The following is a 15,247-nucleotide window of genomic DNA, read 5'->3' as shown; positions in this document are numbered from 1 at the left end:
CCGCGCCGGTGCGGCGGCCGGTCCGCCGCGCACGCCGCGAAGGGACCGGCGGCCACGGCGGGTAAGCTCCCCGAACGTGCCGAGCATTCCGCGACCTCTCTTCTCCGGCGACGACGGCCGGGCCGATCCCGCCCTGGCCGCCGCGCTGGCCGCGCACGCCCAGGGCGAGGCCGACGCCCGCGAGATCATCGCGCCGCTGAGCACGGCGCGGCTGCTGGTCCCCGTGGTCGCGGTCCTCACCGAGTCCGAGATCGGGGAGAACGGGCTCCGGCAGGAGAAGTCCAGCGACATGGCGCTGCCCAAGCTGGTCGGCGAGGACGGCCGGCAGGCGGTGCTCGCCTTCACCGGCACCGAGCCGCTGGCCAGGTGGCGCCCGGACGCCCGTCCCATCCAGGTCACCGGCCCGCAGGTCTGCCAGGCCGCGACGCGCGAGGGCGCCGCCGCCGTCGTCCTCGACGTGGCGGGCCCGGCCGCGTTCGTCATCGAGGGCCCGCTGCTGCACACCCTGGCTGCCCTGCACGGCCCGCCGGAGACGGTCGCCGAGCGCCTGCGGGAGCACGGCGTCCCGATCACCGAGCACGGCCCGCCGGAGACGGTCGCCGAGGGCCTGCGGGAGCACGGCGTGCCGATCAGCGATCTCACCGCGCCGCCCGAGGTCGCCCCGGCGCCCCGCCGCCGGTTCCCCTGGTCCCGCCGCCGCTGACGCCTTTCCCGGCCGCCTCCCGCTTTCCCGGGCCGCCGCTCCCGCAGTTTCGGTTAGGGTCGGCGGGTGCTGGTCGCTCTGCTCGCGGTCGTGGTGGCGGTGTGCGGCATGTGGCAGCGGGAGACGGCCCGGCGCCACACGGTCCCGGACGCCCTCCCTTGCCTCTCGCCGAGATGGCCCCCTGCCGGGTTCGAGACGGTCACCGCCGTGGCACTGATCCCGCCGGCCGCGCGCTTCGACGATCCCTGGGAACTGGCCGCCTACACCGCCCTGGTCGTGGCGGCCGTGCCCCTCGCGCTGATCGACGTCGCCGACCTCCGGCTCCCCGACGACCTGACCATCCCCGCCTACGCCGTGGTGACGGCGCTCCTCACCGTCGCGGGCCGCGCCGACCACCGCTACGACGACCTCCTGCGCGCGGGCCTGGGCGCGGTCGCGCTGGCCGCGTTCTACCTGCTGCTGTTCCTGATCCGCCCGGCCGCGCTCGGCCTCGGCGACGTCAAGCTGGCGCTCCCGCTCGGCGCCGCGCTCGGCTGGGCGGGCTGGGAGGCCCTTCTGGCCGGCGTCGTCGTCACCCACGCGTGCGCCGCCCTGTACGGCCTGGCCCTGCTCGCCTCCCGCCGGGCCGACCGCGCCACCGAGCTCCCCTTCGGCCCCTTCATGATCCTCGGCGCGCTGGCCGCGATACACGCCTGGTGAGCGGGGCGTGACATCAGCACTGCGTCGCACATGGAAGACTTATGACCATGTTGCGCTGGTTGACCGCAGGTGAGTCGCACGGGCCCGAGCTCGTGGCGATTCTGGAAGGACTGCCCGCCGGGGTCGAGGTGACGACCCCCGAGATCGCGGAGGCGCTGCGGCGCCGCCGTCTCGGATATGGGCGCGGCGCGCGGATGAAGTTCGAACAGGACGTCGTGACCATCGTCGGCGGCGTGCGGCACGGCCGCACGCTCGGCAGCCCGGTCGCGATCCGCGTGGGCAACAGCGAGTGGCCGAAGTGGGAGACCGTCATGGCGGCCGACCCCGTCGATCCCGACGTGCTGGCCGGGCAGGCGCGCAACGCGCCGCTGTCCCGCCCCCGTCCCGGCCACGCAGACCTCTCCGGCATGCAGAAGTACGGTTTCGACGACGCCAGGCCCGTCCTCGACCGCGCCAGCGCCCGCGAGACCGCGGCGCGCGTGGCCCTCGGGCAGGTCGCCGTCTCCTTCCTGCGCCAGGCGCTCGGCGTCGAGATCGTCAGTCACGTGGTCGGCATCGGCGAGGCCGCCGCGCCCGACGGCGTGATCCCCGAGCCCGGCGATCTCGCCAGGGTCGACGACGACCCGGTCCGCTGCTTCGACCCCGCGGCCAGCGCCGCGATGATCGAGGAGATCGAGACCGCCCGCAAGGAGGGCGACACGCTGGGCGGCGTGGTCGAGGTCGTCGCCTACGGCCTGCCCCCCGGCCTGGGCAGCTACGTCCACTGGGACCGGCGGCTCGACTCCAGGCTCGCGGGCGCGCTGATGGGCATCCAGGCGATCAAGGGCGTGGCCGTCGGCGACGGTTTCGAGACCGCCCGCCGCAGGGGCTCGCGCGCCCACGACGAGATCGTCGGCGAGGTCGGCGGCGTGCGCCGGGTGACCAACCGCGCGGGCGGCATCGAGGGCGGCATGACGAACGGCGAGCCGCTGCGGGTTCGCGCCGCGATGAAGCCGATCTCCACCGTGCCGCGCGCCCTGGCCACCGTCGACGTCATCACCGGTGAGCCCGCCAAGGCCATCAACCAGCGCTCCGACGTCTGCTCCGTCCCCGCCGCCGCGATCGTCGCCGAGGCGATGGTCGCCCTGGTGCTCGCCGACGCCGCGGTGGAGAAGTTCGGCGGCGACTCCGTCGAGGAGGTGGCCCGCAACGTGTCCGGTTACCTGTCCACGATGCTGAAGCCGCCCCACCCGGCCGACTCCCCGGAGGTGGCCGAATGACGGCCACCGTGATAATCGGCCCGCCCGGGGCCGGTAAGACCACGGTGGGACGGCTCCTCGCCGAGCGGCTCGGCGTGGAATTCCGCGACACCGACTCCGACGTCGAGGCGATCGCCGGCAAGGCGGTCAGCGACGTGTTCGTCGAAGACGGCGAGGAACGGTTCCGCGAGTTGGAGGCCGAGGCGGTCCGCGCGGCGCTGGCCGAGCACGGCGGGGTCCTTTCGCTGGGCGGCGGCGCCGTCCTGGCGGAGGAGGTCCAGCGGCTGCTCGCCGGGCACACCGTGATCTACCTCGCGGTCGGGCTCACGCAGGCCGTCCAGCGGGTGGGTCTCGCCCAGGCCAGGCCGCTGCTGGTGCTCAACCCGCGCAGCCAGCTCAAGAAGCTGATGGACGCCAGGCGCCCGATCTACGAGGAACTCGCCACCATCACAGTGTCGACCGACGAGCGCGACCCCGGCGACGTCGCCGACGAGATCGTCAAGGCGATCGCCCGGTGAGCGCCTCCCGGATCACCGTCAAGGGCGACGCCCCCTACGACGTCGTGGTGGGCGCGGGCGTCCTCGGCGAGGCGGCGGGCCTGCTCGGCGACGGCGTGCGAACCGTCGCCGTGGTCCATCCGGCCGGGCTGCCGCAGATCGCCAACCCGGTGGCCGGCGCCCTGGAGGCCACCGGATACGACGTCGTCGCGCTGCCCGTCCCCGACGGCGAGCAGGCCAAGACCCCGCAGGTCGCGGCCGAACTGTGGTCGGCCTTCGGCCGGCACGGCATGACCCGCTCCGACGCCGTCGTGGGCGTGGGCGGCGGGGCCACCACCGACCTCGCCGGGTTCGTCGCGGCCACCTGGCTGCGCGGCGTCAAGGTGGTGCTCATCCCCACCACGCTGCTGGCCATGGTCGACGCCGCCGTGGGCGGCAAGACCGGCATCAACACACCCGAGGGCAAGAACCTGGTCGGGGCCTTCTACCCGCCCGCGGGCGTGCTGTGCGACCTGGCCACCCTCGTCTCGGTGCCCCGCGACGACTACGTGGCGGGCCTGGCCGAGGTGATCAAGGGCGGGTTCATCGCCGACCCGGCGATCCTGGCCCTGATCGAGGACGACCCGGCGGGCGCCAGGCACCCCGAGGGCCGTCACACCCGCGAGCTGATCGAGCGGAAGATCCAGGTCAAGGCCGACGTGGTGGGCGCCGACCTGCGCGAGTCGGGGCTGCGCGAGATCCTCAACTACGGCCACACGCTGGCCCACGCGATCGAGCGCGCCGAGGGCTACCGGATCAGGCACGGCGAGGCCGTCGCGATCGGCATGGTCTTCGCCGCCGAACTGTCCCGTCTCGCCGGCCGGATCGGCGACGACCTGGTCGAACGCACCCGCACCGTGCTCACTTCGGTCGGGCTGCCCACGGCCTACCGCAAGGAGGCCTGGCCCGAGCTGCGTGAGCACATGCGGCTCGACAAGAAGAATCGCGGCAAGAAGCAGCGTTTCGTGGTCCTCGACGGCCTGGCCGAGGTCGGCAGGCTGGAGGATCCCGGGCCCGACCTGCTGGCCGCCGCATACCAGGAGGTGGCGCGATGACCACGGTGCTCGTCCTGAACGGTCCCAACCTGGGGCGGCTCGGCCGCCGCGAGCCCGACGTCTACGGCGCGGAGACCTACGACGACCTGGTCGCCCTCTGCCAGAAGACCGGGCAGGAGCTCGGCCTGTCGGTCGAGGTGCGCCAGACCGACGCCGAGGGCGAGCTGATCGGCTGGCTGCACGAGGCCGCCGACGGGCGCGTCCCGGTCGTGCTCAACCCGGCCGCGTTCACCCACTACTCCTACGCCGTCCGCGACGCGGTGGCCCAGCGCACCGCGCCGCTGATCGAGGTGCACATCTCCAACCCGGCGGCGCGCGAGGAGTTCCGGCACGTCTCGGTGGTGTCGGCGCTGGCCAGCGGCACGATCGCGGGCTTCGGCCTGCGCTCCTACGTGCTCGCCCTGCACGCCCTGGCAGAGATGGCCGACCCGGCCGCCCGGGGCTGACCATGGCGACCTACCGCTCGTTCGTCGCCCTCGGCGACAGCTTCACCGAAGGGCTCAGCGACCCGGGGCCCGACGGGCGATACCGCGGCTGGGCCGATCGCGTGGCCGTGCGGCTGGCCCGGCTCGACCCCGAGTTCCGCTACGCGAACCTGGCGGTGCGCGGCAGGCTGCTCGGCGAGGTGGTGCGCGACCAGGTGCCGAAGGCCATCGCGATGCGGCCCGACCTGATCTCGTTCTGCGCGGGCGGCAACGACCTGCTGCGGCCGGGGTGTGATCCCGACGTGATGGCCAAGACTTTCGCGCACGCCGTACGCGACCTGCGTGCGACCGGCGCCGAGGTGCTGGTCTTCACCGGCGTCGACCCGCGTGACACGCCGCTGATGCGGCACGTCCGGGGCCGCTTCGCGATCTTCTATCTGCACCTGCGGTCCATCGCCGACCTCTACGGCTGCCGCCTCGTGGACCAGTGGTCGATGCAGGGCCTGCGCGACTGGCGCGCCTGGCACGAGGACCGCCTGCACATGAACGCCGAGGGCCACCGCCTGGTCGCGGCCCGCGTCCTCGACGTCCTCGGCGTCCCCGGAGAAGACTCCTGGCGTCACACCTGGCCGCCACGCGAGCTCGTCGACCCCAAGGTCAGACGCCGCGAAGACGCCCAGTGGCTCCGCCACCACCTCCTGCCCTGGGTCGGCCGCCGCCTCCAGGGCACCTCCTCAGGCGCCGAACTCGCCCCCAAACGCCCCGACCTGTCGCCCTACGTCTGACCCGCGTGGTCAGCCGTTCGCGAGGCGCTTCAGGGCGCCGCGGACGAGGTCGGGGTCGCTGGTGTTCCAGAAGGGCGGCAGGGAGGCCCTCAGGAAGCCGCCGTAGCGGGCGTTCACCAGACGCGGGTCGAGGACGGCCACCACGCCCCTGTCGTTCTGCGAGCGCAGCAGCCGTCCCGCGCCCTGCGCGAGCAGCAGCGCCGCGTGGGTGGCGGCCACCGCCATGAAGCCGTTGCCGCCCTTGGCCGCCACGTGCCGCTGCCTGGCCGAGGTGAGCGGGTCGTCGGGCCGGGGGAACGGGATCCGGTCGATGATGACCAGGCGCAGCGAAGGACCGGGGACGTCTACCCCCTGCCACAGCGACAGCGTGCCGAACAGGCAGGTCGGCTCGTCCTCGGCGAATTGCTTGACCAGCAGCATCGTGGAGTCGTCGCCCTGGCACAGCAGCGGCACGCCGAGCCGGTCGCGCAGCGCTTCGGTGGCCGCCTTGGCGGCGCGCATCGAGGAGAACAGGCCGAGGGTGCGCCCGCCCGCCGACTCGATCAGCTCGGCGATCTCGTCTACGTACGCCTGCGGCAGGCCGTCACGGCCCGGCTGGGGGAGATGCTTGGCGACGTAGAGGATGCCGCTGCGGGCGTGGTCGAACGGCGAGCCGACGTCGAGGCCGCTCCAGCCGGCGGGGGCGGCGGCCTTCTCGCCCTCGGCCGCCGCCTGCGGCTCTTCCAGCCCCCACTGGCGGGCCAGGCCGTCGAACGACCCGCCCAGGGCCAGAGTCGCCGACGTGAGCACCACCGTGCGGTCGCCGAACAGGTTGTCGCGGAGCATCCCGGAGACCGACAGAGGGGCGACCCGAAGCGTGGGCGGACGACGGTCGGTGCCCTCCAGCAGCCACACCACCTCGGCCCGGTCGATCTCCCGCTCGTGGCCGAACGCGTCGAGCATCCGCTGCGCGCTGTCGTGCACCTCGTCGAGCGCGTTGAACGCGGCCTTGCGCAGGCCCATCTCCTCGGGGTCGCGCGCGTCGCGGGCCTGGCCGCCGCCACGGTCGGCGGAGCCGCGCGGGCCGAGCGCGGTGAGGCACGCCGCCGCCGCGTCGCGGACCATCGCGAGCGTCATCCCGAGCACCTGCGGCAGGTCGTCGACCCGCCCGGCGGGGGCGGCGGCGAGCAGCGACTCCAGCGACTCGCCTGACTCCTGCAACCGGTCGGCGGTGGCCTGCTCGATGAGCTTGGCGACCCGGCGCACGGCGAGCCCGACGCCGGGGCCGGACAGCTCGTCGGTCACCACGGAGGTGACCCGGTCGACCAGCTCGTGGGCCTCGTCCACCACGACGACGTCGTGCTCGGGCAGCACGTCGAAGTCCTCCATGGCGTCGATGGCCAGCAGGGCGTGGTTGGTGACCACCACGTCGACCTTGCCGGAGCGCTCGCGCGCCAGCTCCGCGAAGCACTCGGCCCCGCTGGGGCAGCGCTGCGCGCCCAGGCACTCCCTCGCGCTGACCGAGAACTGCCGCCACGCCTGCTCGTTGACGCCGGGGACCAGCTCGTCGCGGTCGCCGGTCTCGGTGGACTCGGCCCACTCCTGGATGCGCTGGACCATCCGCCCGGTGGCGCTGACCTCGCGGGGGTCGAAGAGCTGATCCTGCTCGTCTTCTGGCCAGCCGGCGGTGGCCTTGTAGCGGCACAGGTAGTTCCGGCGGCCCTTGAGGATCGCGAAGTCGGGCTCGTGCGGCAGCTCGGGCGCGAGCGCCTCGGCCAGCCGGGGCAGGTCGCGATCGACGAGCTGGCGCTGCAGGGCGATCGTGGCGGTGGAGACGACGACGGCCGACCCCGTGATCATCGCGTGCCGAATCGCCGGGACGAGGTAGGCCAGCGACTTCCCGGTGCCGGTGCCCGCCTGCACGGCCACGTGATCGCCCGCGTCGATGGCCCGCTGCACGGCCTGCGTCATGCGCACCTGGCCGGGCCGCTCACTGCCGCCGAGCGCGCTCACGGCGACGCCGAGCAACCGCTCCACGGGTGGAAGGGTGATCTTGGAACCCTTCCCGCCGGGCTTGTCACTGGGCTTTTCGCCTGGCTTGTCGCCGGTCATGAGGGCAGAGCCGTCGTCGGGCCGGGCGTCACCTGAGTTCTGGTCGGGCACGACAATCAACGCTACCCGTTCGCCGGGCCGCTCGTGCCTGCCTGTGGACGACGGGGCACCTGTGGACGACGCCCCGAACGGCCCGCCGTCGTCCTGATGCGAGCGCCTTTGCCGCGTTCACCGGACGTGGACGGCGGAGGGCGTGGCACACTGGCGTGAGGTCCCGCGCGACGGCGCCACCGGGGAGGGGGAGAGTATGAACGATCTTCGTTCGGTATCCTGGTGGGGTCAGAGGGGAAGGCGAGAGCGCCGGTTCGGTAGGGTTTTCCGGGGTCGAGTGGACGAATAAAGGCTGGTTAAAGCACTATGTCCTCCATGTCGGAAGTTGTCCCATTGCCGTCGTTCGGCGAGGTCTTCTTTGATTCCCGTGGTCAGGAGCGGGTTCTCCGGGTCACGTGGCATGAGGGAACCCTCGTGCTGAGTCTGTGGCGGGGCGAGATGTGCACCGCCAGTTTCCGCATGCCGCTCGAAGACGTCGGCCGTCTGATCGACACCCTCGACGACGGCTACGAGGAGGCGGGCGGCGACCAGATCGTCGAATCCGGGCAGCACGCGGCGCAGTACCAGGAAGGCGAGCAGTACGCCGAGGAGCACGGCGACTACCCCGAGACCGGCCACTACGCCAGGCCGGGCGGAGACGAGTACGCCCCCGAGTACCAGCCCGATTATCACGGCGGCGACGACTACCAGGGCGGCCACTACCCCGAGCAGGAGACGCAGGCCGCGCCTCCGCCGGAGGAGCGTCCCGCGCCCACCCGGCCGCAGAACGACGTGCTCGTCGCGCGCGGCACCCCGGCCCCCGACAAGCTGGTCGCCGGTTACGGCCCGCCTGGAGAGTCCGTTCCCCGCGAGAACCTGATCGTCGGCGACTCCCTGCCCTACGTGCAGCAGCAGCCGACCGGTGCCGACCCCGGCTACGGCCACGACGCCGGTTACGGCGGGCCATCCGAGACGGGCTACCACTCCGCGCCCGACCCCGGCTACGCGGGCGGCCACGACTCCGGCTACCGGCAGGCCCCCGACACGGGCTACCAGCAGGCCCCCGACGGCGGCTATCAGCAGGGCGGGGCGCAGGGCTATCAGCAGTCCGACTCCGGCTACCACTCCGCGCCCGACACGGGCTACCAGACCGCCCCTGACACGGGTTACCAGCAGGCCCCCGACCCCAATTACGGCGGATCGGCCGACTCCGGCTACCACACCGCCCCGGAATACCCCGCCCCCGGCGAGCACGACTACTCCTCGATGCCCCAGACCGGCCGCACCTCGCGACGCTCGGCCAAGGGCGGCGGCCCGGCCACCGACCCGTACGGCTTCTCCGCCTCCGAAGTGGACGACCAGGCGCCGCCGTCGTACCAGGGCCAGGGACAGCCGTCGGGCCGCCAGGCCCCGGTTCCGGCCCCGGGAGACCCTGGCGACTACAGTGACCGCTACGCCGCCCACCCCGACCCCTACCCGGGCGACACGTACCCGCCGGAGGCGTACCCCGCCCCCACACACCAGCAGCAGGGCAGGCAGGTCCCGCACCCCGACCCGTACGGCACCCCCGCCTACCCCGACGACGACGCCGGTTACCGCGGCGGCGAACACGGCAGGCACTACCCCGAAGACGACAACCAGGGTTACCGAGGCGTCGACCCCGCCGACCCGCTAGGCCTCGGCGGCCCCCCGCCCCCCGGAGCCCCGGCCCCGGAGTCCGACGACTACTACCAGACCGACTCTCAGGTGCGCCCCTACATCAACGAGTCCCTCTACGCCACCGGCGAACGCCTCCGCCCCGAACAGGGCCACGACCCCCGCGACAACCACCGCGACTGGTAACCCCACCCCACCCCACCTCGGCCGTGCCGCCGACCGGCCTCCCGCACGGTCCAGGCCGCGTTTCCCCGTGCGCCCGGCCGAGCCCATCGCGGTCGGCTTGTCATGCGCGGATCTTCGACCCGCTCCGGAGATCAGCGCACTCGCGGCCATCCACCTGGCCACCGTGGGAACCCGCGGCCGGTACCAGCGCTGGGGTGCAAGGCAGCGTCTTTCAGGCCGCGCTGTCGACCGCGCGGCACCGCACATCATCGTTCGTGATCAGGCGGCACATCGACGCTTCTCACGACAGTGTTCTGATCTACCGGCACCAGGGCCCGGCATCACATCCAGACCGAGCTTCCGGGGCAGCCTCTCGGAATACGGATCTGTCCTCTGATCGCACCCATCCTGACCTGCGCATCTTCACAACCGCCGAACCGCCGCAGAACGCGGCTGTCCACGGCCCCCATTCGGACCATGACCTGCGACGTCATCCTCGGTCACTGATCATCCCTTGAGGGATCGCAACTGAGCGGACTATCCGAGCGTCGTGTGGAACGCCGATCAGGGATAGCGGTCCCCGTAGGGGGGAATGTCCGTCGCCGTCCTCCCCTGGCCGCCGGAGCGGGAGCCCACGGGGGGCGGTGGACGTGTCGTGTGCCGCCTCGCTGCGGCCGGTCTTTGAAGGCGAGGGCCGCACGGCCGGTCTCTGGGGGTTGGACTCGGCCGTGCGGCTTGCCGTCCCCCGCCGTACGGCGGCGGGGGCGGTGCGGGACATGAGGCTAGTTCGCGGTGGTGTGGCCCGTCTTCCGGGAGATTGCCTATGCGGGCCGGGGCGCCCGAGGCTCAGGCGGCGACCATCCCGCTCAGGTCGCGTACGGCGGACAGCTCGCGCGCTCGGGCGGGCAGCGCCTTTCGCCGTCATCGATGTAGACGCGTAGCGCGTTCCGGTCCATGAGAGGTCGTTCGCTGGACCAGCCCCAGATGGTGGTCTTCTCTTCGGCCACCTCACGCGGAAGCCGGACGGCGAGCGCATCGAACTCCGCCAGCAATCGTTCGAGGGCGTATACCGGGAGAGTGCCGGATTCGATGAGAGGTCGCCGGAGGCGTTCGGCATGGCACGGCATGCGGAACTCTCGTTGCGGAGCGTGGCGAATGGTCGCTCTCCGGCATCATCTCCTGTGGGAGGCCGGTATCGCGCTCATAATGGCGTTGCCGAGGCCGAGTGGCCCGGTGAAACGTGGAACCCGCCGAACGTCCGGGCTCGCGAGGTGAGGGACGGCCGGGCCTTAATCTGATCTACGACGACGAAGCAGGAGGTCGGGTGGACGCCGCTACGGGGTTACAACTGCTCGCGCTGGCCGCCGGGGCACTGGCGTTGGCCGCCGTGGCCAGGCGCAGGGGCTGGCCCGCGCCGTTGTTGCTGGTGGCGGCCGGGTTGCTGGTGTCGTTCATCCCGGGGGTGCCGGTTTACCAGCTCGATCCGGAGATCGTGCTGCTGGTGTTCCTGCCGCCGTTGCTCTACTCGGCGGCGCTGGACAGTTCGTTCCTGCGGCTGCGTGACTTCAAGCGCGCCGTGGGGCTGCTGTCGGTCGGGCTGGTGCTGTTCACCACGCTGGTGGTCGGCGTCGTCATGCATCTGCTGATTCCGCAGCTCGAACTGGCCGCGGCGTTCGCGCTCGGCGCGATCATCGCGCCTCCCGACGCGGTGGCCGCCGTGGCGGTGGCCCGCAGGCTGGGGCTGCCCCGGCGGACGATCACCATTCTGGTGGGGGAGAGCCTGTTCAACGACGCCACCGCGCTGACGGTCTACCGGGTGGCGATCGCCGCCGCGATGGGCGAGGGGATCAGCCTGCTCGGCGGGGTGCTGGAGTTCCTGATCGCGGCGGTGGGCGGCGTCCTGATCGGCCTGGCCGTGGCTTGGGTGCTCGGCTGGGTGCTGGAGCGGATCAAGGATCCGCTGGTCGAGAACACGGTGATGCTGCTCATCCCGTTCGCGTCGTATCTGGCGGCCGAGTCGGTGCACGCGTCGGGCGTGATCGCCGTCGTGATCGTCGGGCTCTACATCGGGCATCGGATGCACCGCACCGGCTTCGGCACGCGCCTGCTGTCCGACGCGTTGTGGCGGGTGATCGGCTTCTTCCTGGAGACCATCGTCTTCGCGCTGATCGGCCTGCAACTGCACAGCATCATCAGCGGGGCGCTCCAGGACCATGACGCCTGGACCCTCGCCGCCTACGCCGTGGTGATCTTCGTAGTCACCGTGCTGGCCAGGTTCGTGTGGATCGTGCCCGCCGCCGCGCTGCCGCCCAAGCTGTCGGCGAAGATCCGGGAACGCGAGGGCCCGATGTCGTGGACGCGGGTCGTCACCGTGTCGTGGGCGGGGATGCGCGGCGTGGTCTCCCTGGCCGCCGCGTTCAGCATTCCCGAGAGCGTGGCCAACCGGGAGCTGCTGTTGTTCCTGACGTTCGCCGTCGTGATCGGGACCCTCCTGGTGCAGGGGCTGTCGTTCCCGGCCCTGATCAGGCGGCTGCGGATCAGCGGTGAACGCGAGGTCTACGCCGACAACCTGGCGGAGGCCGCGGCTCAGCAGGCCGCCGCCTCGGCCGCGCTGGCCAGGCTGGAGGAGCTGACCGCGGACAGCGAGCGTGAGATCCATCCGGACGTCGCCGCCCAGCTCCGCGTGAAGGAGGAACGCCGTTCGCTCAACGCCTGGGAGCGGCTGGGCGGCGGCACGGGCCAGGAGGGCGACGAGACGCCCGGCACGACCTATCGCCGGTTGCGCCGTGCCATGCTCGACGCCGAGCGCCAGGTCTTCGTGCGGTTGCGCGACGAGCGCCGCATCGACGACGAGGTGCTGCGCCGCGTCATGCAGGAGCTGGACTTCGAGGAGGCCATCCTGGAACGCGACTAGCCGGAGCGCCCGGCCGTACGGTCTCGCCCTACGCCACGGACTGGTGGACGAAGCACCAGCGCCATTCCTCGCCCGGCTCGTAGGAGCGGATCACCGGGTGCCCGGTGTCGTTGAAGTGCGCGGTGGCGTGGCGGTTGGGCGAGGAGTCGCAACAGCCGATGTGCCCGCATTCCAGGCAGCGCCGCAGGTGGACCCATCGGCTGCCGGTCTTCAGGCAATCCTCGCATCCCTGCGGCGTGCGGGCCGCGGGATCGTCGGCCTCGATCATGTGCTCGCACATGGTCATGATCTCCCCCTCACCGGACGGATGTCGGCGACCGTCCTCCCAATGATCGTAGTTCCCCCGGACCGGATTCCCCGATCGGCCATCCCGCGCCTATTGATCGCCGGTCCGCCGAGGCGCACGCTTCTCGCGGGTGCGCCACGTCACACTTCCGAGGGCTGGGAAGCGCCATGCCGGGTATCGGGACGCCCATGCTGGAGTTCAGCGGCGTGGAGTTGTCGGTGGCGGGCGTGCGGGCGCTGGACGGTGTCACCTTCCAGGTGCGTCCGGCCGAGCTGTTCGCGATCGTCGGTCCGGACGGCTCGGGCAAGACATCGGTCATCGACGTGGCCAGCGGGGCCCGCCGGCCGCACCGGGGCGGGGTCGTGTTCCTCGGCCGCGACGTCCTCACCAGGGGCCCGGACGAGATCGCCGCGATGGGCATGGCGCGGATCCCGGCGGAGGAGGGACTGTTCGGGAACCTCACCGTGCTGGACAACCTCGCCCTGGGCCGCTTACGACACTTCCGGTACGGCGTGCTGTCGGCGATCCTCTGGCTGGGCCGGGCGAGGTCGCGGGAGCCCGCCGTCCACGCCCGCGCCGAGGACACGATCGACCTGCTCGGCCTCGCCGCCTGGCGCGAGCACCCGGTCCGGCTCCTGCCGTACGGCGTGCGGCGCCGCGTCGAGCTGGGCAGGGCCCTGGCCACCGAGCCCCGGATGCTCCTGCTGGACGACCCCACGGCGGGCCTGAACCGTGAGGAGACCGATGACCTGGCACGGTTCGTCCAGCGCGTCCGCGACGAGCTGGGCGTCGCCGTCGTGCTCGCGGACCACGACATTGGCCCGCTGACGGGGCTGGCCGACCGGGTGCTCGCGCTGGACTCCGGCAGGCGCGTCGCGCTCGGCACCCCGTCGCAGGTCCGCCGTGACCCCAGGGTGCTGCGCGCCTACCTGGCCGAGGCCGGACGGCGCGGCGGCGGGCGGTCGAACTGACCCCCCTTACCCTGCCGCCGATCTGGGCCGCCGATCCGGTCGGCGATGAGCGCCGTAGGCGGGGGCGACTTGGGTAGGGTCGAGACATGCGACTTCTCCCCCGAGTGATCCTGCCGGTCTCCGCCGCCGCCGTGTTACTGACCGGTTGCGGCGAACTCCAGGAGGTCAGCGGCACGGTCGACAAAGCCCAGGCGTGTCTGGAGGCGACGAAGATCGCCGGAGAGATCGCCGCTAAGGCGACCGAGCTCGCCAACAACCCCGACCAGTTGGAGAAGGCCCTCGGCGACGCCGCCACCAAGCTGGACAGCGCGGCGAAGAAGGCGGGCGACACCACGCTCAGCGAGGCGCTCCAGGGCCTGGCCAACGCCTACCAGAACATCAACATCACCGACGTCAACTCCGCCGTCGACGCGGCGCAGAAGGCCGCGACCGACACGGCCAAGTACATGACCGACATCACTCAGGCGTGCGCGGGTTCATGACGCGTCCCGCTACGCGCGGATTCGCCGTGGCGGCGGCACTGGCAGTGCTTGTGTCCGCCGCCGGGTGCGCCGGGGTCGGTGAGGTGAGCGGCGCGCTGGTCCGCGTCCAGGCGTGCGAGGAGGCCATCGCCGTCGCCACGAAGACCCCCGAGGAGATCCAGCGGGCCGCGCCCGCCGAGGTGGAGAAGAGCCTCGGCCGCGCCGCCGAGGCGCTGGAGAAGGCCGCGGGCACGGCGGGCGACGCCACGCTCAGGAAGGCGATGGAGGGCCTGGCGGAGAGTTACCGCGATCTGAAGGTCACCGACACCGCGCGGGCCGAGCGCGAGGTCGCCGCCACCACCGCTAAGTTCCTCCAGGTCATCAGCGCCTCGTGCGCGACGACCTGACCCCGTATCCCGGGTTGTCTAGGGGAAATATGGCGGAAATAGCCTCTTTGGTATGAATGCCCAAGGACCGCCAGGACTTCGCGGATCCCACCGGGAACCCGCGGACTCGGGGCCGGGTAAAGAGCCGGATCCCCGGTTCACCCTGGCCAACGAGCGTACGTTCCTGACCTGGTTGAGCACCTCGCTCGCGCTGAGCGCGGGCGGCGTGGCGATAGCCGCGGTGTCCGCGGACTCGTTCGTGCCGTGGCTGCGGACCACCATGGCGGTGGTCCTGGTCGCCCTGTCCGCCGTGGCCGCGGCCATGGCCTATCCCCGCTGGCGGCGCGTGCAGCGGGCACTGCGCAGCGAGTCGCCGCTGCCGCCCCCGGCGCTGGCCGCGGTCTTCGGGTACGGCGTCGCGACCGTCGCCGTGCTCGCCCTGATCCTCATCCTGATCGCGCGCTGACCGTGTCTCCCGAGCCGTGGGACCCTGGGCTGCAGAGCGAGCGCACCCGGCTGGCCTGGGTGCGGACGGCCACGGCGCTGGCCGCCGGCGGGCTCGGGGCCGGCGGCGCCGCGCTGCGCGGCGGACTGCCCCCGCTCCCGGCGGCGGCGTTCGTGCTGGCCGCGCTGTTCGGCGGAATCCTGCTCTCGCGCACCGGCGTGCGCTACCTGCGGGTACAGCGCGCCCTGCACGAGGGCCGTCCGCTCGACCATCGCGCGGACGCGCTGCTGGCCTGGCTCGGCGTGATGGCCGTGGCGGTGGGCGCGATCATGTTCGTGATCACCCGCCTGCCGCAATAGCCACTTCGGCCGCACTAGCAGCATTTAGTGGCATCTAGTGCC

At 72.4% G+C, this 15,247-nt stretch carries 17 protein-coding genes; 14 read left to right on the top strand and 3 right to left on the bottom strand.

Features of this window, described 5'->3' with window-relative positions; all coding sequences use genetic code 11:
- Positions 1-76 precede the first annotated feature (76 nt).
- The 7 genes from P3X83_RS07185 to P3X83_RS07155 all read left to right on the top strand — a co-directional run bounded on the left by P3X83_RS07185 (position 77) and on the right by P3X83_RS07155 (position 5,441).
- The gene (locus tag P3X83_RS07185; protein WP_277304070.1) at positions 77-703 is read left to right on the top strand and encodes an SseB family protein; all 627 of its coding nucleotides are present in this window, start codon (positions 77-79) and stop codon (positions 701-703) included.
- 66 nt (positions 704-769) lie between these two features.
- Positions 770-1,402 (top strand): A24 family peptidase, encoded by a 633-nt coding sequence (locus tag P3X83_RS07180; RefSeq protein WP_277304069.1) that lies wholly within the window; start codon positions 770-772, stop codon positions 1,400-1,402.
- A 47-nt stretch (positions 1,403-1,449) separates the two neighbouring features.
- Complete coding sequence (aroC, locus tag P3X83_RS07175) at positions 1,450-2,661, top strand: chorismate synthase (RefSeq protein ID WP_277304068.1); 1,212 nt, start codon at positions 1,450-1,452, stop codon at positions 2,659-2,661.
- Complete coding sequence (locus P3X83_RS07170; protein ID WP_277304067.1) at positions 2,658-3,158, top strand: shikimate kinase; 501 nt, start codon at positions 2,658-2,660, stop codon at positions 3,156-3,158. Before aroC ends, P3X83_RS07170 begins: the two co-directional genes overlap by 4 nt.
- A complete protein-coding gene (aroB, locus tag P3X83_RS07165; protein WP_277304066.1) occupies positions 3,155-4,231 on the top strand; it encodes a 3-dehydroquinate synthase in 1,077 nt (358 codons plus the stop codon). The genes P3X83_RS07170 and aroB overlap by 4 nt, the downstream gene beginning before the upstream one ends.
- Positions 4,228-4,677 carry a type II 3-dehydroquinate dehydratase gene (aroQ, locus tag P3X83_RS07160; RefSeq protein ID WP_277304065.1) on the top strand — a complete coding sequence of 150 codons (450 nt, stop codon included), beginning with the start codon at positions 4,228-4,230 and terminating at the stop codon, positions 4,675-4,677. Before aroB ends, aroQ begins: the two co-directional genes overlap by 4 nt.
- Positions 4,678-4,679: 2 nt before the next feature.
- The gene (locus P3X83_RS07155) at positions 4,680-5,441 is read left to right on the top strand and encodes an SGNH/GDSL hydrolase family protein (RefSeq protein WP_277304064.1); all 762 of its coding nucleotides are present in this window, start codon (positions 4,680-4,682) and stop codon (positions 5,439-5,441) included.
- Positions 5,442-5,450: 9 nt separating this feature from the next.
- Here the strand turns inward: P3X83_RS07155 and P3X83_RS07150 are convergent, their stop codons facing one another.
- Complete coding sequence (locus P3X83_RS07150; RefSeq protein WP_277304063.1) at positions 5,451-7,583, bottom strand: ATP-dependent DNA helicase; 2,133 nt, start codon at positions 7,581-7,583, stop codon at positions 5,451-5,453.
- A gap of 414 nt (positions 7,584-7,997) precedes the next feature.
- On the opposite strand from P3X83_RS07150, the gene P3X83_RS07145 reads away from it, so the two are divergent.
- A complete protein-coding gene (locus tag P3X83_RS07145) occupies positions 7,998-9,404 on the top strand; it encodes a hypothetical protein (protein ID WP_277304062.1) in 1,407 nt (468 codons plus the stop codon).
- 845 nt (positions 9,405-10,249) lie between these two features.
- Here P3X83_RS07145 and P3X83_RS07140 read toward each other — a convergent pair.
- Complete coding sequence (locus tag P3X83_RS07140) at positions 10,250-10,510, bottom strand: hypothetical protein (RefSeq protein WP_277304061.1); 261 nt, start codon at positions 10,508-10,510, stop codon at positions 10,250-10,252.
- Between the two features lie 197 nt (positions 10,511-10,707).
- Between P3X83_RS07140 and P3X83_RS07135 the strand changes: the two genes are divergently transcribed.
- Positions 10,708-12,297, top strand: coding sequence for a Na+/H+ antiporter (locus P3X83_RS07135; protein WP_277304060.1), 1,590 nt, complete (start codon positions 10,708-10,710; stop codon positions 12,295-12,297).
- Between the two features lie 28 nt (positions 12,298-12,325).
- Here P3X83_RS07135 and P3X83_RS07130 read toward each other — a convergent pair whose 3' ends face one another.
- Positions 12,326-12,583 carry a UBP-type zinc finger domain-containing protein gene (locus P3X83_RS07130; RefSeq protein WP_277304059.1) on the bottom strand — a complete coding sequence of 86 codons (258 nt, stop codon included), beginning with the start codon at positions 12,581-12,583 and terminating at the stop codon, positions 12,326-12,328.
- 167 nt (positions 12,584-12,750) lie between these two features.
- Here P3X83_RS07130 and P3X83_RS07125 point away from each other — a divergent pair, with 167 nt between their 5' ends.
- The 5 genes from P3X83_RS07125 to P3X83_RS07105 all read left to right on the top strand — a co-directional run bounded on the left by P3X83_RS07125 (position 12,751) and on the right by P3X83_RS07105 (position 15,205).
- A complete protein-coding gene (locus P3X83_RS07125; protein ID WP_277304058.1) occupies positions 12,751-13,554 on the top strand; it encodes an ATP-binding cassette domain-containing protein in 804 nt (267 codons plus the stop codon).
- Between the two features lie 86 nt (positions 13,555-13,640).
- Positions 13,641-14,036, top strand: a complete 396-nt coding sequence (locus P3X83_RS07120; protein WP_277304057.1) for a hypothetical protein — start codon at positions 13,641-13,643, stop codon at positions 14,034-14,036.
- Positions 14,033-14,422, top strand: coding sequence for a hypothetical protein (locus P3X83_RS07115; RefSeq protein WP_277304056.1), 390 nt, complete (start codon positions 14,033-14,035; stop codon positions 14,420-14,422). Before P3X83_RS07120 ends, P3X83_RS07115 begins: the two co-directional genes overlap by 4 nt.
- A gap of 52 nt (positions 14,423-14,474) precedes the next feature.
- A complete protein-coding gene (locus P3X83_RS07110; protein ID WP_277304055.1) occupies positions 14,475-14,867 on the top strand; it encodes a DUF202 domain-containing protein in 393 nt (130 codons plus the stop codon).
- A gap of 2 nt (positions 14,868-14,869) precedes the next feature.
- The gene (locus P3X83_RS07105) at positions 14,870-15,205 is read left to right on the top strand and encodes a DUF202 domain-containing protein (protein ID WP_277304054.1); all 336 of its coding nucleotides are present in this window, start codon (positions 14,870-14,872) and stop codon (positions 15,203-15,205) included.
- Positions 15,206-15,247 lie beyond the last annotated feature (42 nt).

Origin of the sequence: Spongiactinospora sp. TRM90649, from assembly GCF_029382225.1 — a bacterium.
Classification (GTDB): domain Bacteria; phylum Actinomycetota; class Actinomycetes; order Streptosporangiales; family Streptosporangiaceae; genus Spongiactinospora.
The sequence above is the reverse complement of the archived record's forward strand: the minus strand, read 5'-3'. Positions and strand labels throughout refer to the sequence as shown.

Excerpts from the sequence above, each read along its gene's own strand:
- P3X83_RS07130 (WP_277304059.1), bottom strand. The coding sequence starts at position 12,583 with ATGACCATGTGCGAGCACATGATCGAGGCCGACGATCCCGCGGCCCGC.
- P3X83_RS07110 (WP_277304055.1), top strand. The coding sequence starts at position 14,475 with ATGAATGCCCAAGGACCGCCAGGACTTCGCGGATCCCACCGGGAACCC.
- aroQ (WP_277304065.1), top strand. The coding sequence starts at position 4,228 with ATGACCACGGTGCTCGTCCTGAACGGTCCCAACCTGGGGCGGCTCGGC.
- P3X83_RS07120 (WP_277304057.1), top strand. The coding sequence starts at position 13,641 with ATGCGACTTCTCCCCCGAGTGATCCTGCCGGTCTCCGCCGCCGCCGTG.
- P3X83_RS07115 (WP_277304056.1), top strand. The coding sequence starts at position 14,033 with ATGACGCGTCCCGCTACGCGCGGATTCGCCGTGGCGGCGGCACTGGCA.
- P3X83_RS07170 (WP_277304067.1), top strand. The coding sequence starts at position 2,658 with ATGACGGCCACCGTGATAATCGGCCCGCCCGGGGCCGGTAAGACCACG.
- aroC (WP_277304068.1), top strand. The coding sequence starts at position 1,450 with ATGTTGCGCTGGTTGACCGCAGGTGAGTCGCACGGGCCCGAGCTCGTG.
- P3X83_RS07140 (WP_277304061.1), bottom strand. The coding sequence starts at position 10,510 with ATGCCGTGCCATGCCGAACGCCTCCGGCGACCTCTCATCGAATCCGGC.
- P3X83_RS07125 (WP_277304058.1), top strand. The coding sequence starts at position 12,751 with ATGCCGGGTATCGGGACGCCCATGCTGGAGTTCAGCGGCGTGGAGTTG.
- P3X83_RS07155 (WP_277304064.1), top strand. The coding sequence starts at position 4,680 with ATGGCGACCTACCGCTCGTTCGTCGCCCTCGGCGACAGCTTCACCGAA.